At 63.8% G+C, this 24,341-nt stretch carries 21 protein-coding genes and 1 other RNA gene; 8 read left to right on the forward strand and 14 right to left on the reverse strand.

Features of this window, described 5'->3' with window-relative positions:
* Positions 1-27: 27 nt before the first annotated feature.
* The 6 genes from metK to ACW73L_RS10960 form a co-directional block, all read right to left on the reverse strand.
* On the reverse strand, positions 28-1,188 hold the full coding sequence (gene metK, locus ACW73L_RS10935; RefSeq protein WP_498921943.1) for a methionine adenosyltransferase: 1,161 nt from the start codon (positions 1,186-1,188) through the stop codon (positions 28-30).
* 161 nt (positions 1,189-1,349) lie between these two features.
* The gene (locus ACW73L_RS10940) at positions 1,350-1,862 is read right to left on the reverse strand and encodes a hypothetical protein (RefSeq protein WP_498921944.1); all 513 of its coding nucleotides are present in this window, start codon (positions 1,860-1,862) and stop codon (positions 1,350-1,352) included.
* A gap of 144 nt (positions 1,863-2,006) precedes the next feature.
* Positions 2,007-3,848 carry a hypothetical protein gene (locus tag ACW73L_RS10945; protein WP_498921946.1) on the reverse strand — a complete coding sequence of 614 codons (1,842 nt, stop codon included), beginning with the start codon at positions 3,846-3,848 and terminating at the stop codon, positions 2,007-2,009.
* Between the two features lie 18 nt (positions 3,849-3,866).
* A complete protein-coding gene (locus ACW73L_RS10950) occupies positions 3,867-4,286 on the reverse strand; it encodes a putative lipoprotein (protein ID WP_129883225.1) in 420 nt (139 codons plus the stop codon).
* A 29-nt stretch (positions 4,287-4,315) separates the two neighbouring features.
* Positions 4,316-4,918, reverse strand: coding sequence for an IMPACT family protein (locus ACW73L_RS10955; RefSeq protein ID WP_498921948.1), 603 nt, complete (start codon positions 4,916-4,918; stop codon positions 4,316-4,318).
* Positions 4,919-4,957: 39 nt separating this feature from the next.
* Positions 4,958-5,209 (reverse strand): hypothetical protein, encoded by a 252-nt coding sequence (locus tag ACW73L_RS10960; RefSeq protein ID WP_129883223.1) that lies wholly within the window; start codon positions 5,207-5,209, stop codon positions 4,958-4,960.
* Positions 5,210-5,424: 215 nt separating this feature from the next.
* On the opposite strand from ACW73L_RS10960, the gene ACW73L_RS10965 reads away from it, so the two are divergent.
* The 3 genes from ACW73L_RS10965 (at position 5,425) to ACW73L_RS10975 (ending at position 9,185) form a co-directional block, all read left to right on the forward strand.
* Positions 5,425-7,290 carry an ABC transporter ATP-binding protein gene (locus ACW73L_RS10965; protein WP_498921950.1) on the forward strand — a complete coding sequence of 622 codons (1,866 nt, stop codon included), beginning with the start codon at positions 5,425-5,427 and terminating at the stop codon, positions 7,288-7,290.
* Positions 7,291-7,293: 3 nt separating this feature from the next.
* Positions 7,294-8,121 carry a PHP domain-containing protein gene (locus ACW73L_RS10970; RefSeq protein ID WP_498921952.1) on the forward strand — a complete coding sequence of 276 codons (828 nt, stop codon included), beginning with the start codon at positions 7,294-7,296 and terminating at the stop codon, positions 8,119-8,121.
* A gap of 212 nt (positions 8,122-8,333) precedes the next feature.
* Positions 8,334-9,185: a transglycosylase SLT domain-containing protein gene (locus tag ACW73L_RS10975; protein WP_498921954.1), complete on the forward strand. Its 852-nt coding sequence runs from the start codon at positions 8,334-8,336 to the stop codon at positions 9,183-9,185.
* Positions 9,186-9,342: 157 nt separating this feature from the next.
* On the opposite strand, the gene ACW73L_RS10980 is transcribed toward ACW73L_RS10975, so the two are convergent.
* From ACW73L_RS10980 to ACW73L_RS11005, 6 genes are all read right to left on the reverse strand, one after another.
* Positions 9,343-9,747 (reverse strand): ExbD/TolR family protein, encoded by a 405-nt coding sequence (locus ACW73L_RS10980; RefSeq protein WP_498921956.1) that lies wholly within the window; start codon positions 9,745-9,747, stop codon positions 9,343-9,345.
* 7 nt (positions 9,748-9,754) lie between these two features.
* Positions 9,755-10,417, reverse strand: a complete 663-nt coding sequence (locus tag ACW73L_RS10985) for a MotA/TolQ/ExbB proton channel family protein (RefSeq protein WP_498921958.1) — start codon at positions 10,415-10,417, stop codon at positions 9,755-9,757.
* A gap of 31 nt (positions 10,418-10,448) precedes the next feature.
* On the reverse strand, positions 10,449-11,144 hold the full coding sequence (locus ACW73L_RS10990) for an energy transducer TonB (protein WP_498921959.1): 696 nt from the start codon (positions 11,142-11,144) through the stop codon (positions 10,449-10,451).
* A gap of 347 nt (positions 11,145-11,491) precedes the next feature.
* Positions 11,492-12,745 (reverse strand): glycosyltransferase family 4 protein, encoded by a 1,254-nt coding sequence (locus ACW73L_RS10995; RefSeq protein ID WP_498921961.1) that lies wholly within the window; start codon positions 12,743-12,745, stop codon positions 11,492-11,494.
* A gap of 174 nt (positions 12,746-12,919) precedes the next feature.
* A non-coding RNA gene (gene ssrS, locus ACW73L_RS11000) (6S RNA) lies at positions 12,920-13,104 on the reverse strand.
* Between the two features lie 65 nt (positions 13,105-13,169).
* Positions 13,170-13,469, reverse strand: a complete 300-nt coding sequence (locus ACW73L_RS11005; protein WP_129883216.1) for a cell division protein ZapA — start codon at positions 13,467-13,469, stop codon at positions 13,170-13,172.
* A gap of 222 nt (positions 13,470-13,691) precedes the next feature.
* Between ACW73L_RS11005 and ACW73L_RS11010 the strand changes: the two genes are divergently transcribed.
* Genes ACW73L_RS11010 through ubiH form a run of 3 tightly spaced genes read left to right on the forward strand, consistent with a single transcriptional unit; the run spans position 13,692 to position 16,749 of the window.
* Positions 13,692-14,225, forward strand: coding sequence for a UPF0149 family protein (locus ACW73L_RS11010; protein WP_498921963.1), 534 nt, complete (start codon positions 13,692-13,694; stop codon positions 14,223-14,225).
* 11 nt (positions 14,226-14,236) lie between these two features.
* The gene (gene pepP, locus ACW73L_RS11015) at positions 14,237-15,544 is read left to right on the forward strand and encodes a Xaa-Pro aminopeptidase (RefSeq protein ID WP_498922272.1); all 1,308 of its coding nucleotides are present in this window, start codon (positions 14,237-14,239) and stop codon (positions 15,542-15,544) included.
* A complete protein-coding gene (gene ubiH / locus ACW73L_RS11020) occupies positions 15,541-16,749 on the forward strand; it encodes a 2-octaprenyl-6-methoxyphenyl hydroxylase (protein WP_498921965.1) in 1,209 nt (402 codons plus the stop codon). The genes pepP and ubiH overlap by 4 nt, the downstream gene beginning before the upstream one ends.
* A gap of 52 nt (positions 16,750-16,801) precedes the next feature.
* On the opposite strand, the gene ACW73L_RS11025 is transcribed toward ubiH, so the two are convergent.
* Entirely contained in the window at positions 16,802-19,060 is a 2,259-nt protein-coding gene (locus ACW73L_RS11025; protein WP_498921967.1) for a TonB-dependent receptor, read from the reverse strand.
* A gap of 619 nt (positions 19,061-19,679) precedes the next feature.
* Complete coding sequence (locus tag ACW73L_RS11030) at positions 19,680-20,678, reverse strand: YbaN family protein (RefSeq protein WP_498921968.1); 999 nt, start codon at positions 20,676-20,678, stop codon at positions 19,680-19,682.
* A 557-nt stretch (positions 20,679-21,235) separates the two neighbouring features.
* Here ACW73L_RS11030 and ACW73L_RS11035 point away from each other — a divergent pair.
* Together ACW73L_RS11035 and ACW73L_RS11040 are read left to right on the forward strand one after the other, a co-directional pair.
* Positions 21,236-21,580, forward strand: coding sequence for a hypothetical protein (locus tag ACW73L_RS11035; protein ID WP_498921970.1), 345 nt, complete (start codon positions 21,236-21,238; stop codon positions 21,578-21,580).
* A gap of 130 nt (positions 21,581-21,710) precedes the next feature.
* Complete coding sequence (locus ACW73L_RS11040; RefSeq protein ID WP_498921972.1) at positions 21,711-24,290, forward strand: heavy metal translocating P-type ATPase; 2,580 nt, start codon at positions 21,711-21,713, stop codon at positions 24,288-24,290.
* Positions 24,291-24,341: the final 51 nt, after the last annotated feature.

Here is a 24,341-nt window from a genome sequence, read left to right on the forward strand (position 1 = left end):
AGCCGCCCCTCGCGTTCCAGCAGGGCCTCAGAGACCTGCCGCCTCGCGCAGCAGATCGGCCTTGTCTGTTTTCTCCCAGCTGAAACTGGCCTCTGTCCGGCCGAAGTGGCCATAGGACGCCGTCGGAAGGTAGATCGGCCGCAGCAGATCCAGCATCGCGATCAGGCCCTTCGGGCGCATGTCGAAATGCTCCCGGACGATCTTGCTCAGCTTGTCTTCGGGAATCTTGCCGGTGCCGAAGGTCTCGATGGTCACCGAGGTCGGCTCGGCGACGCCGATGGCATAGGACACCTGGATCTCACAGCGATCAGCCAGGCCGGCAGCCACGATATTCTTGGCCACGTAGCGGGCCATGTAAGCCGCCGAACGGTCGACCTTGGACGGGTCCTTGCCGCTGAACGCACCGCCCCCGTGGCGCGCCATGCCGCCATAGGTATCGACGATGATCTTGCGCCCGGTCAGTCCGCAGTCGCCAACCGGACCGCCAACGATGAACTGGCCGGTCGGGTTGATAAAATACTTGGTGTCCTTGTGCAGCCATTCGGACGGCAGCACGTGGAGGATGATCTCCTCCATGACGGCCTCGCGGATGTCCTTCTGGCTGACTTCCGGCGAATGCTGCGTCGACAAGACGACGGCATCGATCGCCACCGGCTTGTAGTTCTCGTAGCGGAACGTGACCTGACTCTTCGCATCCGGGCGCAGCCACGGCAACACCTTCCTCTTGCGGACTTCGGCCTGACGCTGCACGAGCCGGTGCGAGTACGTGATGGGCGCCGGCATCAGCACGTCGGTCTCATTCGTCGCATAGCCGAACATCAGACCCTGGTCGCCCGCGCCCTGCTCGTGATCGGCCTTCTCGTCGACGCCCATCGCGATATCGGGAGACTGTTTGCCGATCGCCGTCAATACCGCACAGGTCTGCCAGTCGAAACCGATCTCGGGATTGTCGTAACCGATGTCGTGCACGACCTTGCGCACCAGCTCTTCGGTGTCCACCCAGGCGCTCGTGGTCACTTCCCCGGCCAGCACCACCATGCCGGTCTTGACCATCGTTTCAACGGCAACGCGGGATTTCGGGTCCTGACGCAACAGCTCGTCGAGTACCGCATCCGAAACCTGATCGGCGACTTTGTCGGGATGACCTTCCGCAACCGACTCGGAGGTGAAAATAAAGTCTTGACTCACGTCGATTTATCCCTACGTAACGTTTGAATAGCCGCGTAAAGTACAACTTTCGCCAGCGCAACGCAAATTTGGACACACGGTCCGCAGGTGCGGCGCCGGGGCGCCAGCGGTGCCGGTTGAGGGACGGGAAACCCCGATCGACTGGCCTGGCGGTTCCGCCGCTATCCACCGCCGTCGAACAGACGCGGGCGCGGCACGAAGCCGAGCCAGGCGTCGAGACCCAGCAGCAGCAGAGCGATCGGGAGGGTCAGCAGCAACAGGGCCAGGGCCAGCGTCAAGCCGCTCTCGGAACCGATGGGCTGGCCACCGCGAAAATGCAGCACGACGCCGTACAAACCGGCAAGCATGAGGGTGGCGACGGCGATCGCGAAAAGAAACACATAGCGGTCGTCCAGCTGGAAGCTCTGGTGAACGATATCATTCAACAGCGTGACACCCAGGGGAAGGTAGGCCAGGGTCGCCGGCAAAGCGAGCAGATAGGCCTTGCGAAGCGGCAAGGCAAGCCCGACCGCCTTTTTGGCCACCACGACAAGACACCAGCCATAGGCCAGGGCCGCCACCAGGTAGATCGCGATAATCGCCAGGACGTCCATCAGACCCAACGAGCCCGAGCCGGTCAAAAGCGCGAGGGTAGCGGACAGCAGTGCGTGAGATTTGAAGAAGAACGGGTTCATGGCATCCGGCCAGCCTGTCGCCAAAAGCCGGCATGATCGTGCACCCAGCCTGAGCCTGCAAGCGGCGGGACACCCACCGGGGTGATCGAAGATACAGCGACGGGCGACACAACCGAGCGGGGCAGGCCCGCGTGCCGCTCCAGCTTACGGCGCAGGCAGCCGGCGAGACTCGAACGAGCCCTTGCGAATGTTGAAAAAGGCCAACTCGGGAAGACTGAACAGCACACCACGGAGCCCTTCGCTGACACGTTCGCCCTTGTCGTACGCGGCGGTGACAACCCCTCCTCCCGCATGCAGCAGGCCGTAGCCAAGGTTCAGGGAGCCCAGCAAGGGGCGCAGCCACGGCCAGTCCTCGGTGAAAAACAGAAACCGCGTATCTCCGGGGCGCGGGTCATAGAGCGCGGACGTCGCGGTCGTCGCCTCGGCCAGGCGGATCCACAGCGGGTTCCCGCGTGCAGACAAAGCGGCCAGCGCGCGATTGCGGTAGGACGGCAGCATGTACCGCCGGTCCGGAGCGAGCCGGCTTGCGAGCTTCTCGTACAGCAGAAACGGGATGAAGGCCAAGTCCTCATCGGGCTCCGCATTGCCTCCGACCAGACGCTCCTGGTCGCGGTCCGTCGGGAGCGCAGAACCGAGCGCTCGGACGAGTTCGGTTGCGCAGTTACGTCGAATCAGATGGTAGCCGTAGACCGCCTTCATCTTGTCCCGGAAGACGCGATGCTGCTGCTCGGCAAGCCCAACGCTCCGGTCCGTCAGGGAGCGAGGACTGGACATCAGAGGTATCGCACCGTCGACGGGTCCGGCGGCGGAAGGCACCATCCTCTCGGCCGGATAGGCGCGGCGCTGTCCGGTCCGGACCTCACGCCGCACCGCATGGAGCCGCGCCGCGGCATTCTCAAGCACGTTCAGCGAGGCTTCATCCGGTTCCTCGAGCGCAAAATACTCGCGGCGAGCGGCAGCGAACTGCTGCCGCAGATTGGCCTCGGCCAGCGGTAGAACGGCCGTCGCGGAACTCGCGGGCAATTCCGGGAAATCAAGACCGTACCAGGGATTCAGTAACAGGAGGCGGTCCTGCGTCAGCGAATGTTGCACGGCGGCCAGGCGGGCCAGCGCCAGCAGCAGCGCGCCGCCGGCATCGAGCCGTGCGGAGCCCAGCAAGGACAGACTCGAAGCCTCGAGCGACCGCGCCAGCTCACGCAGCCGCTCGCGTTCGGCCGGCTTCAGCCCGGCGCGGACATCATCACCGGTCCCGTCCAGGAGTGCCTGCGGGTGCAGCGACCACACACCCGTCAGCACCTGCAGAGCCACCCATTGTGATGCCAGGTTCCGGTAATGTCCCTCGAAGGTATCGGGATAAGGAGCGTGACGCTCGGGATCGACGTGCAAGGGCGCTACGGCCGGTACGCCATAGCCCAGGGAGTGGATGCGTGCCTCCAGCGTCCTATCTTCCTGCGACAGGTAATGCGGGCCGCGCTGCTCGGCAATCCGGGTACGCAAGGAGTCGAACTCGGCGCTGGCGCCGACGCGGAACAAGCCGACTCGCGCCAGCGCGGGGGCATGGCCGGACTCGACGCTTGTCAGCAGCGCCGCATCCCGATCCAGAGCCTCCAGGAAATCCAGATGCCCGCGCTGCACCAGATACAAATTCACGAACCGGTCGCGCACGCGCTCGACCTCCGCCGGGGAGAACGGCAACCGGGCCACATGAATGTTGCGATTGTCCCGGTCGTTGTAGGTCGTTCTGAAGCGGGACCAGTCATCGCGCGCCAGAACGAGTAGCCCTTCGTCTTCGTGCTGGTAGTGGAACACCTCCTCACCGACCCGCAGGGCAACGTGACCACCGCTGGATGTGCCGACGTTCGACTCGATATAGAGGAAATCCACGACGTCCGCTTCGGCAGCCGACGTCAGGGCCAGGAGCAGCAGTGCCGAGGCCCCTGCCGCTCCCCAGATCACGGCGACGCCAGAGTTACCGCGTGCACACACGCTGTCGCGGACATTCGCTCAGTAGCGATAGCCGTTCTCGATCCATGAACGGGCTTCCGAGCGCGAGCCCAGGACCCCGGTCAGGAAGGCCTGTCGGCCGATGGCCTCCTTGGCCACACCCGCCTTCTTCAGCCCCTGACCGATGCCGTAGTAGGTCGCCTTTTCGCTGGCCCAGTCGCTGATGCCGCGCTGCCCCGCGATGCGTCCCAACGCCGCCATGTAGCTGGCGGATGTGAAATTGGAACCGACCACCGAAAGGGTCATGTTGGCGATGTCATCCCGATAGGGGATCTTCGCCTTGCCCACACCGTCCTTCGGACTCGACGACTCTGAACTCGACCCCAGCGATTCGGACGATTCACTGATCGACCATGAGATCGAACAGCCGGTGACACACAGTGAGCACAGCAAGACTGCGAAACGTACGACAGGTCGCATTGCAATATCTCCCTTGGGAAGTTCTCGGCTCAGGCCAGTTCGGCCACGGTCAGTTTGAACTCGTCGCGCGTCGCGCTGCGCAGGGCCTCGGCCAGCCGGTCCAGGTCACCTTCGGCGACGCGGGCGCGCAGGCACACTCCCGCCGCGTCGAAAGATTCCTGGCGTTCTTGAGCACCCAAGGCATCCAAGAGATGGTAGAGGCTGCCCAGATGCGCGAAAGGTACGTGGATCTCCACCGCTCGCCGCGGCCATTCGGTGTGCTTCGGCGCCTGTCGTAGCACTTCCGCGGCGGCCCCGCCATAAGCCCGAACCAGTCCACCAGCGCCGAGCTTCGTGCCACCGAAATAGCGCACGACCCCGACCACGACATGGTCCAGTCCCTGCCCTTCGATCGCCCGGTAGATTGGCTGCCCGGCCGTACCGCCGGGCTCGCCGGCATCTGAGAAGCGGTAGCCCTGCCCGATACGATAGGCCCAGCACAGGTGCGAAGCGTCCGGGTAACGCGCCGCCAATTCGCCCAGATACTGCAGCGCCGCTTCCGTCGCATCGGCCCGCGCGGCAAACGCGAGAAAAATCGAACCCTTGACGTCGTCGCGGTGCTCAGCGGGCGCCGCTAGGGTCAGGTAGCTCACGGCAGGTTCCCGCTGCGACCGGGAAACTCCGCATCGCCATCACACGAAAAAGGACTTTATCGAGGACTCGATGAGACCCCATGGCAGAATCAGGGGTTTCTTGTCGATGATGATCGACATCTGCGCGCCCTCGATGCGATAACGCCCCTCCAGCCCTTTACCGGCGAACCGCCCCCCGGTTTCGTCGCCGGCAAATTCGAAACCGTTGCTGCTTGCGGTCTTCCGGGCCTTTTCGATAACGGCGCCCGGCTCCTTGGACAACTCCACCTGATACGTCTTGACCTTGCTCATTCACGCTTCTCGCAGGAAACAGCACACATTTCATTAGCATAAACCGGACTCCAAGCGCGCGCCATGCCTGGCTGAGATGACATGGCCCGGAACAAGCCTGTGATAGACTCCGAAGGCTTGAGGGCCTGCCCCAGTGGCACGCCGCCCCGACTCCGGGGACGCGATGACCACGTCATGGAATCGCCCCCTATCCCCCGACGGCCCGGCAATCCGCTTTGACCAGACCTGACGCGCCAGTAGCTGAGCCAACGCCCTCCCGCATCGACTGGGCTTACATCCGCGGAATCGCACTGAGGAACCGGCGCCGCCTGATCGCAGCCCACGTGATCGCCCTGGCGGGTGCCGCCGTCAGCGTCCCGCTCCCGTTGTTGATGCCGCTGCTGGTCGATGAAGTCCTACTCGGCAAGCCGGGCGTCGCTATCGGCACGGTGGACGCGGTGTTTCCGTCGAGCTGGCATGGCCCGATCCTGTACATCGGCGTCATCATGGGCGCGACGCTGCTGCTGCGACTGATCAGCGCCGCGCTCGCAGTCTGGCAGGGCCGCCATTTCAGCCAGATCGGCAAGGACATCATCTACCGCATTCGGCGCAGACTGATCGACCGCCTGGAGCGGGTTTCCATGGCGGAATACGAGGGGCTTGGCAGCGGCGCCGTCGGAGCCTTGCTGGTCACCGACCTGGACAGCCTGGACGCGTTCGTCGCCGGCACACTGTCCCGCTTCGTCGTCGCGGTGTGCTCGCTGACCGGCACCGCCGCGATACTGCTGTGGATGCATTGGCCGCTGGCCCTGTTCATCCTGCTGCTGAATCCCGCGGTGATCTACTTCACCAGCGTGCTCGGCAAGCGGGTCAAGGAACTCAAGAAGCGGGAAAACGCGGCGATCAGCGCCTTTCAGGGCGCACTGACCGAGACGCTGGACGCCATCCATCAGATTCGCGCAAGCAACCGCGATGCCTACTATTTCGGGCAACTGGCGGAGGCGGCAGGACGCGTGAAGACCGCGTCGGCGGCATATGCATGGAAAAGCGATGCCGCCAGCCGGATGAGTTCCCTGGTCTTCCTGTTCGGCTTCGACGTTTTCCGCGCGCTGGCGATGGGGATGGTGATCTTTTCCGACCTCAGTATCGGCAAGATGATCGCCGTCTTCGGCTATCTCTGGTTCATGATGGGGCCGGTACAGGAGATCCTCGGTATTCAGTACGCACTCTTCGGGGCCAGGGCCGCCCTGGACCGCATCAACCGGCTGTTCGAGCTGGCGCCGGAACCGCGCTACCCCCACCTCCACAACCCGTTCGCGAATCGCCGGACCGTGGCAGTCGCCGTCGATCGACTGCATTTCCAATACCCGACGGGCGGGGAGGAAATCCTGCGCGGCATCAGCTTGCATCTCGAACCCGGCGAACATGTGGCAGTCGTCGGCGCCAGCGGCGGCGGCAAGTCCACGCTGGTCCAGGTGCTGATCGGCCTGTATCCACCGACCGGCGGCACGATCGCGTTCGATGGCGTCCCGATGGAACAGATCGGCATGGACGTGGTGCGGGAACATGTCGTGACCGTGCTGCAGCACCCGGTCATCTTTAACGATACGCTGCGCGCCAATCTGACGCTCGGCCGTCCGACCTCCGACGCGGCGCTGTGGGACGCCCTGACGATAGCCCAGCTCGGCGATACCGCACGGGACTTTCCGCAAGGCCTCGAAACCGTGCTCGGACGCTTCGGGATGCGACTTTCGGGTGGCCAGCGGCAACGTCTGGCTATCGCGCGCATGATTCTTGCGGAACCGCAGGTCGTCATCCTGGACGAGGCCACCTCCGCCCTCGACCACGACACGGAAGCCCGCCTCTATGCCGCCCTCGCGCCGTTTCTGAGTGGACGGACGACCTTGATCGTCGCCCACCGACTCAGCGCGATCCGCCAGGCGTCACGCGTGGTGGTCTTCGAAGACGGTCAGATCATCGAGCAAGGCAGCCACGAGCACTTGTTGGCGCAACAGGGATTGTATGCGAGGCTCTATCGCGATCATCTTGCCACTACACGCCCCGCGTCAGCCCACTCCATTGCGCAGCGCGCACTCGACTGAACCATGCCGGAATTCGACCTCCACAGCCACTCCACCGCGTCTGACGGGACTCTCGCGCCGCGGGAACTGGTAGCCCAGGCCGCCATGGCCGGAATCTCCCGCCTCGCGCTGACGGATCACGATACCACGCAGGGACTGCCCGAAGCGGCTGCAGCCGCCGCGGAGCATGGCCTCGAGCTGATCCCGGCCGTCGAGATCTCGACCCAGTGGCGCGGGCATTCGGTACATGTCGTGGGCGTGCACATCGACCCGGACCACGAAGGCCTGGCGGCCGCACTGGGAGCCCTACGCGACACACGGACGCAGCGGGCAGAACGGATCGCCGAGGCCCTTGAACGCGGCGGCTTTCCCAATGCGCTGGAGGCGACGCGCAAACTCGCCGGCGATGGCATGATCACGCGGACCCATTTCGCCCAGCACATTGTCCAGAGCGGACGCGCAAAGACCGTGAAGGCCGTCTTCGAGCGTTTCCTGACACCCGGCAAGCCCGGGTATGTGGCGACCTGCTGGCCGGAACTCGCCGATGCCGTCGACTGGATCAACCGCTCCGGCGGCCAGGCAATCCTGGCCCACCCTCAGCGCTACAAACTCTCCGCGACGGCCCGCCGCGAATTGGCAGCGCATTTCAAGGAGGCAGGGGGCACGGGCATCGAGGTCGTGGCCGGCACTGGCCATGCCCCGGACATCAAGGCCAATGCGGAACTGGCGCGGCGGTTCGGGCTCCTGGCCTCGGCCGGGTCCGATTTCCACAGCAACGAACACTGCTGGCTGAAGCTGGGACGTCTGCCCGCGCTGCCGCCGGATCTGATGCCAATCTGGGCGCGCTGGTAACGCCCACCGAACCGAGCACTGTCGTCGCCACTGTAAAGCGCCCTTGACGTTGAGATACCCGCCAGCGCGCGCCCGAGCACCAAACAACCCATTGATCCTTCAAGCGCCAGGACACAAACGCATTGACGTTGCTTACACTTGAAGGCGATTTGCGCCGGGACCGCTTTTTGCTTATAAGCTTACGGTTAGCGTTGTTTAGGCCGAGAGGGACGATGATCCACAAAATGCTGCTGCTCGCCGGCCTGCTGGCCACCCCCGCACTTCCGGCCATGGCCGCCAGCCCCACCAGCGATGCGGCGCACTGGCGCCGGGAAGCGCAACGCTTTCAACAGGGCAACGGCGTGCCGCAGGACTACCGAAAGGCCTATCAGCACTACTGCAAGGCCGCCTTGGCCGGCGACCCGGAATCGGCCCTGAACCTTGGGTGGCTCTATCTGAACGGCCAGGGCGTAATGCGGCATCCGGGACGGGCGCGAAACTGGTTCGAGCAGGCGCGGCAGCTGGGCGATCGCTATGGCGAGCGCATGGCATTCCGGCTGCGTAGCGTCGCTCTCGAAAGTGATCCGGGCTGCCGCCCGGTCGCTCCGCCCACGGTGACGGCCTCTATCCGTTTCGGCACACCTCACGTGATCCGGCCATCGAACAAGCAACTCGAGTTGCTGGTGCAGCAGATCGCGGCCCCTTACGCGATCGATCCACAGTTGGTGCTGGCCGTCATGCAAGCCGAGTCCGGCTTCAATCCGGGTGCCTTGTCACCGAAGAATGCGCAGGGTTTGATGCAACTGATCCCCGCAACGGCGCAGCGCTTCGGCGTCAAGAACGCATGGGATCCCGCCGAGAACATTCGCGGCGGAGCGGCCTACCTGCACTGGCTGATACGGCATTTTTCCGGCAAGGTCGAATGGGTATTGGCCGCCTACAATGCGGGCGAACACAGCGTCGAACGCTACAAGGGAGTGCCGCCGTATGCGGAGACGCAGGCTTACGTGCAAAAAATCCTGTCCCGCTACGGCAAACTGACGCATCCCGTACCGCCCGAGCGGCCGCGTAAAGCGGTGCTGTAGCCGCGCGCCTACTGCCCGCACCACCGGGGTTGTGGGGGCGGCGGCTCCTGTTATTTGTCAGGCATCTCCTGAGCACGGCGCACGCCCAAGACATCTCATGGCGTGCGCGGTGCGCACGAACTCTACCGATCGGTCTGGCGACTAACGCAGCGCTCCGTCATTCTTGCGTTGTCACGAAGGCGAGTTTCGTAATGCCGGCGCGTTGAGTGGCTGCCATGACTTTCGCCACGTGTCCATAGCTGGCGGCCTGATCGGCATGCAGATGGAAATGGGCCTCCGGGTTCTGTGCGACCGCGGCGCGCAGACTCTCCTCCAGTTGCGCCGGGTCGGCGATCGGACCTTGGTCGAGGGTAATCTTGCCCTCCGAGTCGACGCCGATGTTGATCGTTTTCGGCTCGTTGTTCGGCGCCACTGCCGCCGTCTTCGGCAGGTTCACGCCGACCGTCTGCGTCAGCAAGGGCGCGGTCACCAGAAAGACGACCAGCAACACCAACATCACATCGACCAGCGGCGTGACATTGATCTCGCTCATCGCCTCCGACTCGTCGCTGCCGAGCTTCATCGCCATCTCAGGCACCCCCACCCGAATGGCCGTTGGCCGTGAGTCGCAACAAGTCGTCGGCGAAATGTTCGAGCACCGCCCGGTTGACCTTCCCGCGCCGGAGGAAAAAGTTGTAAGCCAGCACCGCCGGCACCGCAACGGCAATACCGATCGCCGTGGCTATCAGTGCCTCGCCGATCGGACCAGCAACGACGTCGAGACTGGCAGACCCCGCCTTGCTGATATCCTGCAGCGCCCGCATGATGCCCCATACGGTCCCGAACAGACCGACGAACGGCGCGGTACTCCCGATGCTGGCGAGCACGGTCAGGCCGCTCTCCATCAGCCGGACCTCCCTGACCATTTGCTGCTTCAAAGCCCGCTCCAGCAAGGCGTCGGGTTCGCCGCAGTCTTCCAGAGCCTTGCGACCGGGCTGCCGCAGCGAAGCCAGCCGCGCGAAGCCCGCTTGCGCCAGCCGTGCGAGCGAACCCCCACATTGCCCGCTGAGCCGCTCGGCCGCAGTCAGGTCGGGCGCCTGCCAGAAGGCGGTCTGGAACGCGCCATTGCTGGCCCTGAGCCGCCAGAACTGCCACGACTTGAACACGATGATGGTCCAGGTTGCGATCGAAAAGACGATCAGGATCCACAGCGTGGCGTTGATGATCAGCGTATGTGAATACTCGAGGGACAACATGACTCTCCTAGGCCGGCGTCAAGGCCGGTCACTTCAACTTCCACACGATCGGAAACTGCACCCAACTGGCAATCGCCTGGTCACCGCGCTTGGCCGGCACGAACCGCCAGCCCCGCACGGCGGCCACCGCCGCATCGTCGAGCACATCGTGGCCACTGCTGCCTGCCAACTGCACCTGCCCGGCCGAACCGTTCGGCAGCACATAGACGCGCAGGCGCGACACGCCTTCCCAGTTCCGCGCTCGCGCAACGGCCGGGTACGGCGGTCTCGGATTGTGCAGATGATCGGCCCGGGCGGTGGTGGTCTTTTCGCCCCCCGCGCCAGTGGCAGCCTTCTCCGCACTGCGCGCACCGCCGCCGGCGGCAGGCTTGGCCGCCGAACGGGCCGCAGCGCTCGGAGCGCTGTCCTTGTGCGACGCCGCATCGTTGCCCAGGGATTCGCGCAGTTGCTTCAGACGCTGCGCCAGATCATCCGTTTCGGCTGATGCCGCTGGCTTCGTGGGCTTGACCTTCGGCGGCGCGGTCTCGACCTTTTTCTGCGGTGTTTCGAGCTTCTTCGGCTGCGGCTTCGGAATCGGTTTGGCAACCGGCTTCGGCTCCGGCTTGCGCGGCTTAGGCTCGTCGGTGGCCGGCGCCGATGGCGCTGGAGACGCTTCAGCCGGACGCTCCGCGACCAACTCGACGTCAACCATCTGCGGCACGATCGCCGGCGTGATCTCGTCCATGGGCCGATGGCGACTCCACCACCACCCCCAGGCGTGGAGTCCTGTGACCAGCAGCAGCGCTAGCGCGTAACCGCCGGCTAATCGGTTAAATTCACGTTCGGGGAGAGGCAAAACTGAGTTCTCTGGAGGGCGCATCCCTGTACCTGCACCAACGCGGCTAGCGCGGTGGGCTGCAACGGCGTCGATGACCTGGGTCGCGGCAACCGCCGGGATACCGGCCGCTCGCACGCTTATTGTAAACCAATCTCATTTGGAAGGAAACCTTGGTCAGCGCGAACACCCGAACGCCATCCAGCGTCCCGAATGATCTGCCGCCCACCCCCGGAAGCGATCGCGCGAGTCCGCGGTTAGCCGCTGATCCAGCGCCGGTACGCCGCGGCCACCTGCTCGGCGAGAATCGGATAACTCCGCCGGCGGCGCACGTAATCGGGTCCACGTACCGCCATCTCCGCGACTGCGGCGGGATCGGACAGCAGCCGCACCACGGCGCTCGCGAACGGCTCGACCTCGAACGGCACGCAGAACCCGGCCTCGCTCTCGTTGACGACAACCGACTGGTCCGGCTGATCGTTGGCGACCACCGCCTTTCCCATGGCCAGGTATTCGACCAGCTTGGTGGGTGAACAGGAATCGAGCAGCGGATCGGGCGCGAAGATCGACACCGCAACCTCGGCCGTCGCCATCCAGGACTGCCCCTCCGCAGGGCTGACCCAACCGGTAATCATGACGTCGTCAGCGACTCCGATATCGACCGCGCGCTGCCTCAGCCAGCGCTGATCCTCCTCCTCCGGCGCATCGCCGACGATCAGCAGCATCGCGTCGGGAAACCGCGTCCGCACCTCGGCCAACACCTCGAACAGGAAATCGATACGACGCAGCCGATCGCAGGTACCGAGATAGGCGATGACCCGTTTACCGGCCAGGCGTGTCCGATCGATGGGTACGGCGGCGGGGCGCGCAAACCGCTCCGGGTCGATCCCCATGGGCACCGGCATCATTTTTTCCGGATCGACACCCAGGCGGGCCACGTCCTCGCGCATCCGATCGCTCTGCACGAAAACGAAGTCGCTCCGCGGCAGCACCACACGGTACAGCAGCCAAGCGCCCAACCGGCCACGTGCCCAGAGAAACAGGAATCGCACCAGGCCAAGCTTCAACCCCAGATCCGCCGCGGTCCGCTGGGCGGCCTCGTACAACGGAAACGACATCCAGTAGAAAAAGGGGATGCCGAGTCGACGCGCAACGACGAGGCCGGTCAACGCGACGAAGACCTGATCGCGGACTTGAATCGCATCAAAGCGGCCCTTGCGCAGCCGCAAAAGGCTGCGAGTCGCCCCGAAGAACGCAGCCAGCTGGCTGCGGATACGGCTGTCGTAGCGCGGCAGGACCTCGAGGGTGCCGCCGGGCCATTCCGGAAGACTCCCGGCATCGGCACCGGGCGCCAACTGGGCCACCAAATGGCTATGAATCCCAAAGGAAGGCAAAGCCTTGCCGAACAGTACGGCGATGTCGGCCCGGTAGGTCGGATAACCGTCGGCGATGGCCTTGTAGATCCACAAGGGGCGTGACGAAGTCTCGGACGATGTCGATGGTGAGCTCATGTCGCCAGTGAATTTTCGCAGCAAAACCGAGAGCGTCTGGGCCAGACAGTACGGCTGCGAAGCGGGAGCATCGACCCGGGGGGCCGAGCGACTGCAGCAAGTGGGGTTAGCCGGACGGCCGAAACCCGGCTTTCAGCCGCAGCTTCGGTCAAGACGCAGTGGATCGTGATAGACGTACCCCCCACCTGCGCCGTAGATCACTTCTGCCCTTGAACCAGGAGGTTCAGGTGGGAGCGCCGTCTGTCGAATCAGGCTTTCCGCACGAAGCGGACATGCACACATCGGTCAAATCGGAAATCCCTGGGTTTTAGATTAGGCTCAAGGAGTAACCCAGTGAGCTTCGAACGCTGCAGGGGATACGGTCGTTATTCTTGCAGCCTTGCGCACTGCCTGCAAGGGGAACGGCATCACCCGTATGCTCACGCTAGTCGGAGGCATGCCCACCATCGAGCCGCTCGCGCATCGCCGACAATCGCCCAGCAAGGTTCTGGCTGCTTCCACTGCTGTCGTGACTTCGCTGCAGAAACTCGTGAGCGATGTTGAGCGCCGCCATCACGGCAATGCGTTCGGTTCCGATCACGCGGCCGGTGTCCCGGATGATCCGCATCTTCTCGTCCAGATAGCGCGCGGCGATCAGCAACTCGTGCTGCTCTTCGGGCGAACAGGCCACGGGATACTCTTTCCCGAGAATCTGGACCTTGATCGGCGGATTGGATTCAGACATGATCAAACACTTCGCTGGTAAGTCGTTACGGTTGCTGAAACGGGGGCGGCAGTAGTTCGAGTCGGATTCCCTCCGCAGCGAGCGAGAGCGGCTGCCGTCCTTGCGCCGACGTCACATCAGGCCTCGAAAAACTCCCGGAAATTCCGCGAAACACCTGTTTTTGGAGCACCCGCGTCGCGAATGGTAGGATAGGAAAAACCGAGCCTCGATACAAGTTGACGGATGGCTGAATCCCTTTCTTACGGCGCTATGCGACACCTCACGGCGAGCGACAGCCTCGACGCCAGCGTGGCCGAGTTGCATGGTGCGATGACCGGTCTCCTCTGTGCTGACATCCACTCGACCTTCGAGCAATGGGTGGCCGCAGTCTTTCCCGACACCGAAGTTCCGTTTGATCAAGGCGCGGACGCTTCTCTCCGGACGCTGTTTGCGACGACCCAGCAGGGACTGGCGACTGGCGACCTAGGCTTCGAACCCCTGTTACCAGATGACGAAGAGCCGTTGTCCGAGCGCGCCGAGGCGCTCGGACACTGGTGCCTCGGCTTCCTGTTCGGCCTGGGCCAGACCACCGGACAGCGCGCCTGGAGCAGCGAATCCGAAGAACTACTGAAGGACTTTGCCGACATCTCCCGACTCGAAGCCGCAGAGGACACCGACGACGATAGCGACTATGTCGAAATCGCCGAGTTCGTCCGCATCGGCGTCCAGCTGATCCGCCACGAATGCGAAGGCCCCGCGAGCGCGCGCATCCACTGACCCCACCAATGATCCCCCGGAACGAATTCAAGCAGCGCCGCAAGCGCCTGATGCGACTCATGCCCAAAGGCAGCGTCGCCATCATCGCCAGCGCGGCACCGAGCATCCGCAATCGCGACGTCGAGTACCCTTTTCGGCAGGACAGCGATTTCTACTACCTGACCGGCTTCAACGAGCACGATTCGATCGCCGTTCTGGCGCCCGGCCGCAAGCAGGGCGAGTACGTCGTGTTCTGCCGCGAACATGACGAAAAACTCGCCGTATGGGTCGGCCGCAACGCTGGACTGGAAGGCGCGCGCGAAGGCTACGGTGCCGACGAGGCGCTCCCGATCGGGGAATTGCAGAAAGCCCTGCCGGATCTGATCGAGAACCGCGAGCGCGTCTACTTTGCGATCGGGCGGGACGACGACCTCGACCGCCACGTCATGGCCGCCGTGAACGCCGTGCGTGCCAAGGCACGGGCCGGCGTCCGCGCACCCTTCGAGTTCGTCGCGCTCGAACACCTGCTGCACGAACTCCGGCTGGTCAAGAGCACGGCTGAGATCAAGACCATGCGCCGTGCGGCCGAAGTCTCGGTCGCGGCCCACAAACGTGCGATGCGGGCCTGCCGTCCGGGCCGCTACGAGTATGAAATCGAGGCGGAACTGGTGCACGAGTTCACCCGACATGGCCTGCGCTCGCAAGCCTATCCGTGCATCGTTGCCGGCGGCGAGAATGCCTGCGTGCTGCATTACACCGACAACCGCGACCTGCTGCGCGACGGCGATCTGCTGCTGATCGACGCCGGCGCCGAGCATGACAACTATGCAGCGGACATCACGCGCACGTTTCCGGTCAACGGCCGTTTCAGCGACCCGCAGCGGAGCTTGTACGAACTCGTGCTGGAAGCACAATTCGCCGCCATCAAGTCCGTCAAACCGGGGAATCACTGGAATGATCCGCATGACACCGCGGTCCGGGTGCTCACTAAGGGCCTCGTTTCCCTGGGCCTGCTGGAGGGCAAGGTCAACGCCCTGATCAAGGACGAGGCCTACAAGAAGTTTTATATGCACAGGACGGGACATTGGCTGGGCATGGATGTACACGATGTCGGCGATTACCGCACGGACGACGCGTGGCGACCCTTCGAGCCCGGCATGGTCCTGACCGTCGAGCCGGGCCTCTACGTTCCGGCCGACTGTACCGACGTCGACCCGCGCTGGCGGGGCATCGGCATTCGCATCGAAGACGACGTGCTCGTGACCGAGAAGGGGCACGAGGTGCTGACGGGCGCGGCGCCGAAGGCCGTCGACGAGATTGAAGCCTTTATGCACTCATGAGCGGCTTCGACTACGACCTGGTCATCATCGGCGGCGGGCTCGTCGGCAGCAGCCTGGCGTTGGCCTTGCGATACGCGCCCCTCCGCATCGCCATCGTCGATGCCCAGAGCGAAGCCCAGCGGCGGGCCTCACCGGCCGGAGCACGCGCCCTGGCACTCGCCGAAGGGTCGGTGCAAATCCTCCAGCGCCTCGGCGTCTGGGCTGCCATAGAACCGGACGCCACGCCGATCCGGCACATCCACGTATCCGATCGCGGCCACTTCGGGAAGACCCGCCTGAACGCCGAACGCGAGGGCGTCAAGGCATTGGGCCATGTCGCCACTGCCCGTGCGATCGAAGAAGCGGTCATCGGGGCCTTGCACGACGCGCCGGCCGACCTGCTCGAGCAGGCTCGACTGATCGGCCTCAAGGCCGGCGACGACCGAATCTGCGTAACGCTTCGACAGGGCGACGACACCCTGAACCTGACGACACGGCTGGTCGTCGGCGCCGACGGCGGGGATTCCAGCGTGCGCAAGTTGCTGGATATCGGCAGCACGGTTCGAGACTATGGCCAGACGGCAATCGTGCTGGAAGTCGCCACGGAGCGAGACCACCGCAACACGGCCTACGAGCGTTTCACGGCCTCGGGTCCGCTGGCCATGCTGCCCATCGAACGCAAGCGCTGCTCCGTGGTCTGGACCCTGAGCCATCACGATGCGGAGGACCTCCGGAGTCTGCCGGAAGCACAGTTCCTGGCCATGCTGCAGGAAACCTTCGGCCATTGGGTCGGCCGCTTAAGCATCGCCACGCCGCGCCAGGCCTTCCCCCTGAAGTTGATCCGCGCCGACCGGATGACCGACCGGCGGGTGGTCCTGATCGGCAACGCCGTCCATCAACTGCATCCGGTCGCCGGACAGGGGTTCAACCTGGGGTTGCGCGATGCTGCGCAACTGGCAGAGGGATTGATCGGCCGGACCGAATTCGGCGAGGACATCGGCAGCGCCGGCTTCCTGGAGGCCTATGCCGCCTCACGCAGCCGCGACTTACAGAACGTCGTGTTCTTCACCGACAGCCTGGTGCGACTGTTCTCGAATCGTTTCGCTCCCCTCGCACTGGCTCGCAACCTGGGCCTGTTTGCCCTGGATTGCTGGCCAGCCGCCAAACAGCGACTGGCCAGCCACGCGATGGGCCTGGCGCGGCGTATTCCCCGCATGCCATCCTGACTGACCACTGATCGAGGGGCGACCCGGCAGCCGCCCTTTCGATGATCCGCCTCTAGAACGAAATCGAGATGGTGCCGCGAAAGAGTCGCGGCTCGACCGGGTGGATCAGCTTGCCTTCGACGCCTTCCGGCGGCTGATTCGGCAACCGGTACTGGTAGTAGTAGGCGATGTCGTTGGCCTTGGAGTCGAACAGATTGAACACGCCCAGTTCGAGCTTCAGATTGTCTCGCTGCCACCCCAGATTCCAGTTCACCAGCGTCGTACTGCCCATGTAGGCCGTACCTGCCTCGTTCAGCGGCACATTGCTGAAATGCCGCAACCGCGCCGTCGAAAAGAAGCCGTAGGGCATCAACACCGTCGCGCCGCTGGTGATGACCTGACCGACCGAATTCGGGATATTGTTCTCGCTACTCGGGAGCGTCGTGAAGTAGGACTTCGTGAAAGCAAAGTCGGCATCCAGCATCAGCCAGTCGTAGGGCTGATAGTAGTTGGCCCACTCGACGCCCATCCGATCACCCGGATCGCTCGGCTCGGTCGTGCCCTCGTCGCCGACGAAGACCAGCTCCGAATCGCTGTGCAGGTACCAGAACGCGAGCGTCGAGTTCAAGCCTTCGACGTACTGCGTGCGCAGACCGACTTCCGCGCCCTTCGCGCGCGATAGCGGCGTCACGGGATGCGTCGGATCGCCGCTGACCGGATTGACGCGGGCGGTCGTGCCGCGCGCATCGTTCGAGTGGAAGCCGTAACCGCCGTTGATGTAGAACTCGGTCTCGGCCCACGGACCGAAGATCAGGCTGGCCTTGGGGCTCATCAAACTCGCCGCGCGCTCGCCGTTGTTTTCCGGCGTCAGCCGACTGTCCACATTGAAGTTGTAGATATCCTCACGGACACCGGCGATTGTCCGAAACCAGTTCGTCCAGCGGTTCTCGCTCTTCAGATAGATCCCGACGCTGATCTGGTTGACGTTATCGTTGCTGGTGGTGCTGAACACGTCCCGGAACTGGGTATTCGCGAGCCCCAGTCCGCCGATCTGGTCGTTCCGCACCTGGATGCCGACCGTGTTGTCCATGTCCGTTCCGAACAGCTTGTTGAACCAGGTCTGCGAGGCGTTGCCGCCGTAGATCATCCGGTGTTCCTTCTGGAGGATCTGGTCGCCTTGCACCGGGTAGTTCAGAAAGAACGTGAAGTCGGAGTACAGGTCGAGATCGTAGTAGACCGTGTAGAGATTGGCCTCGTTGCGATACCCGTCGCCGCTGCTCCAGACGTTCGCCGCCAGGCTGTAACGGTTCGAGTTGCCGCCGTCGGTCGGATTCAGGGTCCCGTAGAGATCGATCAGGTTGGCCTTGACGAGTTGTTCCGGGATCTGATTCGTCGCGGTCCAGTTGTTGTTGTAGGCGACCCCGATCAGCGACATGCCCCAGTCCCTTTCGTCGATCGTGTAGCGGATCAAGCCGTTGTACTGGTTCATGTCCATCGGCTGCACCCAGGGGCCGTCATAGAAGTTGAAGGCCGCGCCATAGAGAAGGTCGCCGGGGCCGATCCGGGTCGAATTGGCCGCCACCGTGCGATAGAAATTGAACTCCCCGCCTGTGAACTTGATGAATCCCTCGGGGAGTCGGTGCAGCGTATGCATGTTGGCATAACCCGCCGCCGCGAAATCGCCGAGTTCTGCATAATAGGGTCCTTTACCGTACTCTACTCGGTCGATCAACTCGGGGATGATGCTGTTCAAGTCCATGTAGCCCTGGCCGTGGGCATTGGTCGGCATGTTCATTGGCACGCCGTCGACCCAGGTGGCGAAGTCGGTGCCATGGTCGAGATTGAAGCCGCGAAGAAAATACTGGTTGGCCTTGCCGGAGCCGCTGTGCTGCGTCGCCATCATGCCCGGCACGACCTCGACCAGTTCGCCGACGCGCAGCAATGGCCGATACTTGAACTGGTTCTGACCCACGACACCCTGTGAAGCCGAGGCAGTGACTCCGAGCAGATCCGTTTCCCGCCCCAGGATCTCCACCGTCTCGAGACTGGTCGGCTCTTCGGTGGACCGCGGCGCTTCCACCTCCTTTTCCTGATCCACCGGCGAATCGACTCGGGCACCTCCCGGGCGACCATCTGGTACCGGACCGGGAGCGACCTCCGGCTTGACCGTAGCGCCAACCGGGTTGGCAGCCGCCGGTGTCGACTTGGAGCCAGCGGCTACAACGGGTGTCGCGGTCACCGTGGGGCTTGCCGTCCGGGGCTTGGGCTTTCCGGCCGCGGCCTGTTCCTGCTCGGCGTCGAGGTTCTGGGCCTGTAGTTGCGACTTGGACAAGCGATGGGCGCTTGCCGGTGCCGGCGCCATTGAGCCCAGGCCGCACACGATCGCCCAAACGAGGCGCAGATCATGCTGCGTGCATTGCTTCCAGCGGGTGTCATGCGAAATCGCCCCGACTTGTCTCTGAACCAATAACCGCTTGGCTAACATCCCTTTTTACGTCCCCTTGATTCGTTGATTACCTTAGCGGGTTTTCCAGTCGGCACCGAGGCCCATCACGCGGCCCTGACGCGACCAATCTTGCATCTATGCGAGACCCATGCCATTCGAACGGTGCCGCGCGGATTCCGAGGCATAAGCGAGGATCTCGCCAACGCCGAATTACCGCAGTGCGTACCTTGACTCAAGCACTGCGGGGAATGCCCAACTGCACGCAACAGTACAACGGGAGGGTGCCGCTTCGCGATCAATTCCCCATGAAGGGCATATCCGTACTCACCGCCACACTCCCCGGCCAGCCTGTGTCAGGATTTCAGGCCAAGTTCCAGCAGCACCGTGAGCGAACGTTGCAACCGAGCGGTTCGGTTGGGCGAAGAGGAGGAAGCCGTCATCACCCGGGGCGCGGGTCCACGACGACCTGAGTCGAACCCTTAAACGCCGCAGCGTTGGCACGTGTTCAGGCCGGCGCTGGCGACGCTCTCGAAGCCAGTTCAGGGAGGCTGTGAATCCCGTACAGGCTCAAGACCGCCATCGCTGCGACCGTCATCAGCAACGCCGGATTCAGCGGCGCAAACACCGTCGAGATCACGATTGCGGTCACGACGAAGCCGGCCAATCGGCGCTTGGACTCACGACTCAACGCTCGATACGTCCGCCATTCGCGCAGCAGGCGGCCGAAGACCCGGGAATCGAGCAGGCGTCGATGCAGGCGGCGCGATGAACGGGCCAGGAAATAGCTGCTGGCCAGCAGAAACGGTACCGTAGGAACACCGGGCAACAACAAACCCAACACGGCCAGGCCGAAACTGCCAACGCCGAGCGCCAGGTAAACCCAACGGCGGGGCCCCCGAGCGATCAGTTCGCTCGATGCGATCGGCGCGGGCCGTGCCTTGACGCCCGCCGTCCGCCACGCGACTGTCAATGCATCCAGCACCTGGGCGCGGGTCAGCCGATCACTATCGAAATCGAGTTCCAGCCGTGACCGCCAATGCCGCGTCCGAACCGACGTTATCCGTGGACATTGCGCAAGCGACGAGCGCACGACATCGGCCCACGGATACCCGTCAGGCACTCCCACGACGCGCAAGCGGAGCCGACCGGACTGGATGGCCTCGCCGCGTGCCAGCAAGACGCCGTTGTCGAGCCGACAGGCGAGCCACAGCGACTCACCCTTGCGGTCACCGCAACACCCGCTTACGCCGGCGGTCACCTCTGCAAGACGCGCCGCAGCCAGCGCAGTGGTGTAGGTAGCCGCCGCCTCGGCCGCCGAGATCTCAGGTGTGTTCCAGCGAATCCGGCAGGTTCCGCTGGTCAGGTCCAGTTCTACCGAACGCACGGCGGTCTCTGCCATGAGTTCGTCGATCAAGGCCTGCGCCAGACGGATGCGCCCGGACCGGAATACACGACCATCGGCAACCCATAATCGCCCGGACTCATATCGCACGCTGGTCTGCATCGTTTGCCTCTATCCTGATATCGATGAATTCGCGATTCACTGCCACCAATCGATCCGGACCGTTCACCTGCACTGGGGCGGGTTTCGGACGCCGCCACGCAGGAAGCATGCGAAACTATTGACCAGGCACCGCCCGACGACAGCCGCGGCAAATTCTGCCGCAGTGGGCCCGAGTATCTCACAGCGCCGGACACCACCAGATTCCTGGGGCGATACCGCACGTACCGGACAGCGCGCGCGCCGCCGGCGAAACGGGACCGCGGCTGCTTTGCTGAGGAACCGCGGCGAAGCAAACACCGTGCGCCGTGAGCATGATCGTCCCCTCAGCAGCGGCAAGAGAAAAGGGAAACCGGCGTCGGATTTACTGCGCTTTTCCGATAGCCGAGGCCAGCCGAAGCATGCTTCACTTTCACAACTCGGCAACGTAAGCTATCGATAATCTGCGTCATACCGTTCCCGAAGCATGTGCGGGATACCTACTGAATCAACCGGTTTTATGCCGGGCGCGATTGCCACCCTTTCGTTTTTCAATAACCCTTGCCAGGAAGCGTCGGATTATGTCTCAAACAACCCAAACCGCGACCGGCGAAGCAGACCCGCTCCGCTCGATTTCGGATGCCATGCGCGATGCCGTCGAACAGGCGTCGGACGACGCCGCCAAGGCGCGCGAAAAACTGCGTGACGCCAGCGCGGGTGCGGCGAATTCCATTTCACGCTTCGCGTACACCAGTTCCTACATGATTTCGTACGGTATCGTCTACGCGACGGTCTTCGTCGCGAAATCAATCCCGCAAGACAACCCGATCGTCGAGGGTTTCATCGATGGCGGACGAGCTGCGCTGGACGCCCTCAACGAAGCCAAGGCGGTCTCGAGTCCGCTTGACGCCAGTAGCGAGGCCTGACCGTCGCCCCAAACCGCGGCCCCGTGTTGGCGCGAAAGCCAACCGCGCAGCCCAGCACGCCAGTGACGACCGGCACTCGAAACGGTAACGGCGCTGGCTGCCTCGTATCCAACCAGCGAGAGAAATCACCATGCGCGAGCGCGCCACGCCGGTCGATCTGTCCGGCCATGTCGACGTAGCGATCACTCTACCCAGTCACGGCACTGTCCGCGTCACCAGTCGATTGTTGTTCGGAACCCCCGACAATCCCCTGAGCCACCGGTTCCTCAGGCGCGCGTTCAGCGCGGAAGTGCTGCGGAGCGTCACGATCGTCAATGGCCAGCAGGCGAGCGCAGACCTGCATTACGACCCGGCCCGCCATTCCGCCCGGGAAGTTCTCGCAAGGGTTGCCGATTGCCTGGAACGGGAAGGCGCTGCGTCCCCGGACGCAACAAAAGCCGAAGGTGCCGGTAAGCCGTCGCGCGCCATCACGGTCGCGCCGATCGCCAACGTGACCGACCGTCATGGGGTGGTTCGCTATCACCGCTACGGACATGTAGTGACCGGCTGGCAGGTCATTGCGCACAAGCCCGGTTCACTGAAACTCAAAAACCCGGCGCTGTATCGGCGCAGCGTGCTGTGCGAAGCGATCGAGCGGGAATTGATCAGCGTACTGGGGGTCGACCGTTATCAAACCCATGCACTGCGTTGCACGGTGCAGATCGATTACGACCCACGCCGCATCGGTGCACTGAGCCTGATCGAGATCCTGGACGGCGCGCTGGCCACCGCCGAACGTCAGGATGCCCTCGACAAGCTGGATCTGGATCTGACGATCTGCACGGTGTCGCTGCCGATCGCGGCGGCGGCCCAGTTAGCGGTGCCGGCTCTGCTGCCCGTGGCGGCGGGCCTGTTTGCCTACACCGCGATCCCGTGCTTCAAGGGCGCCTACGAAGTACTGTTCAAGGAACGCCGGCTCGGTATCGATGTACTCGATTCGATCGTCGTCCTGGGCTGTCTTGCCACTTTGCAGGTCTTCCCGGGTGCGGTCCTTGCGTGGTGTCTGTCCTTCGGCCGGCTGCTGGTCAAGAAAACCGAGGACAACTCGAAGAAGCTGCTGCTGAATGCCTTCGGCAAGCAGCCACGCTTCGTCTGGCTGGTTCAGGACGGGGTCGAGATCGAGGTGCCGCTCGACCGCGTCGCACAAGGCGACATCGTCGCCGTCCACACCGGCGACATGGTCCCGGTCGACGGCCACATCGTCGAAGGGATGGCGATGATCGATCAGCATGCGCTGACCGGTGAATCGACTCCTGCCGAGAAAGGCGTTGGCGATCGTGTTTTCGCCTCGACGATACTCGTCGCCGGGAAAATCTTCGTCTCGGTCGAACAGGCGGGCAGCGAAACCGCCTCATCCAAGATCAGCCAGATCCTGAACGACACGGCTGGCTACAAGCTGACCTCCCAACACAAGGGCGAGCGCCTGGCCGACATGGCGGTCATCCCCACACTCGCGGTCGGTGGCCTCGCCTATGCCGCGATGGGACCGTTCGGGGCCGTTGCCGTGCTGAACAGCGATCTGGGAACCGGCATCCGCATGGCCGCCCCCCTGGCGATGCTGTCGTCACTGGCGCTGTGCGCGCAGAACGGCATCCTGGTCAAGGACGGGCGTGCGCTCGAACTTATGAACGAGATCGACACGGTGCTGTTCGACAAGACCGGAACGCTGACCCGAGAACGTCCCGAGGTCGGCGACATCGTGACCGCGAACGGACACGCTGCGAACGATGTACTGCGCTATGCCGCGGCCGCGGAGCGCAAGTTCCACCACCCGATCGCGCTGGCCATCCTCCACCGGGCACAGGAGCAGGGCCTGGATCTGCCGGCCACCGACGATACCCAGTATCAGGTGGGCTACGGGATCCGCGTCGTCGTGGAAGGCCGCACGATCCGGGTGGGCAGCAAACGCTACATGGAAATGGAGGGGCTCCCGATCCCGCCCTCGGTCGAGGCCAAACTCGATGCCGTGCACGAGGACGGCGATACCATGGTGATGGTCGGCATCGATGATCAGCTCGGCGGCGCGCTCGAACTGCGCGCGGCACTGCGGCCCGAGGTCAAGGACATCATCGCCGGATTGCGGCAACGCGGCATCAAGCATCTGGCCATCATCTCGGGGGATCACGAAGCGCCGACCAAGCGGCTGGCCGAGGAACTCGGCATGGACCGCTACTTCGCGCAGGTGCTTCCGGCCGACAAGGCCGATTACGTCGAACGGTTACAGCAAGAGGGGCGCAAGGTCTGTTTCGTCGGCGACGGCATCAACGACTCCATTGCACTGAAGAAGGCGAATGTGTCGATCTCGCTGCGCGGCGCGACGTCGATCGCGACCGACACCGCCCACATCGTCTTTCTGGAACAAAGTCTCGGTAAACTGTGCGAATTGCGGGACATTTCGCGCGCGCTCGATGCCAACATCGCCCGCAGCTGGGCGATGATCATCGCCCCAAACGTGGCGTGCGTGGCGGGCGTGTTCACGCTGGGCTTCGGTATCGGCGCGTCGGTGTTGACCAACAACGTCGCGGCGCTGGCCGCATTGGCCAATGGAATCTGGCCGATGCGCAAGGTCGCGCTGCTCGAGGCCGAGCGTCGTCATCAACTGGAACTGGAACTGAAGGCCGCGGGCTACGATGCCGGAGCGGAAGAAGAACGACTGCTTCAAGAGGCGTAAAGCGACCAGCGGCGCGCCCCCCATCGACGAAGAGGCCACTATGGGCCACCA

The organism is Methylolobus aquaticus (assembly GCF_054172105.1).

Excerpts from the sequence above, each read along its gene's own strand:
- ACW73L_RS10940 (WP_498921944.1), bottom strand. The coding sequence starts at position 1,862 with ATGAACCCGTTCTTCTTCAAATCTCACGCACTGCTGTCCGCTACCCTC.
- ACW73L_RS10950 (WP_129883225.1), bottom strand. The coding sequence starts at position 4,286 with ATGCGACCTGTCGTACGTTTCGCAGTCTTGCTGTGCTCACTGTGTGTC.
- ACW73L_RS10960 (WP_129883223.1), bottom strand. The coding sequence starts at position 5,209 with ATGAGCAAGGTCAAGACGTATCAGGTGGAGTTGTCCAAGGAGCCGGGC.
- ACW73L_RS10970 (WP_498921952.1), top strand. The coding sequence starts at position 7,294 with ATGCCGGAATTCGACCTCCACAGCCACTCCACCGCGTCTGACGGGACT.
- ACW73L_RS10975 (WP_498921954.1), top strand. The coding sequence starts at position 8,334 with ATGATCCACAAAATGCTGCTGCTCGCCGGCCTGCTGGCCACCCCCGCA.
- ACW73L_RS10980 (WP_498921956.1), bottom strand. The coding sequence starts at position 9,747 with ATGAAGCTCGGCAGCGACGAGTCGGAGGCGATGAGCGAGATCAATGTC.
- ACW73L_RS10990 (WP_498921959.1), bottom strand. The coding sequence starts at position 11,144 with ATGGACGAGATCACGCCGGCGATCGTGCCGCAGATGGTTGACGTCGAG.
- ACW73L_RS10995 (WP_498921961.1), bottom strand. The coding sequence starts at position 12,745 with ATGAGCTCACCATCGACATCGTCCGAGACTTCGTCACGCCCCTTGTGG.
- ACW73L_RS11005 (WP_129883216.1), bottom strand. The coding sequence starts at position 13,469 with ATGTCTGAATCCAATCCGCCGATCAAGGTCCAGATTCTCGGGAAAGAG.
- ACW73L_RS11010 (WP_498921963.1), top strand. The coding sequence starts at position 13,692 with ATGGCTGAATCCCTTTCTTACGGCGCTATGCGACACCTCACGGCGAGC.
- ubiH (WP_498921965.1), top strand. The coding sequence starts at position 15,541 with ATGAGCGGCTTCGACTACGACCTGGTCATCATCGGCGGCGGGCTCGTC.
- ACW73L_RS11030 (WP_498921968.1), bottom strand. The coding sequence starts at position 20,678 with ATGCAGACCAGCGTGCGATATGAGTCCGGGCGATTATGGGTTGCCGAT.
- ACW73L_RS11035 (WP_498921970.1), top strand. The coding sequence starts at position 21,236 with ATGTCTCAAACAACCCAAACCGCGACCGGCGAAGCAGACCCGCTCCGC.
- ACW73L_RS11040 (WP_498921972.1), top strand. The coding sequence starts at position 21,711 with ATGCGCGAGCGCGCCACGCCGGTCGATCTGTCCGGCCATGTCGACGTA.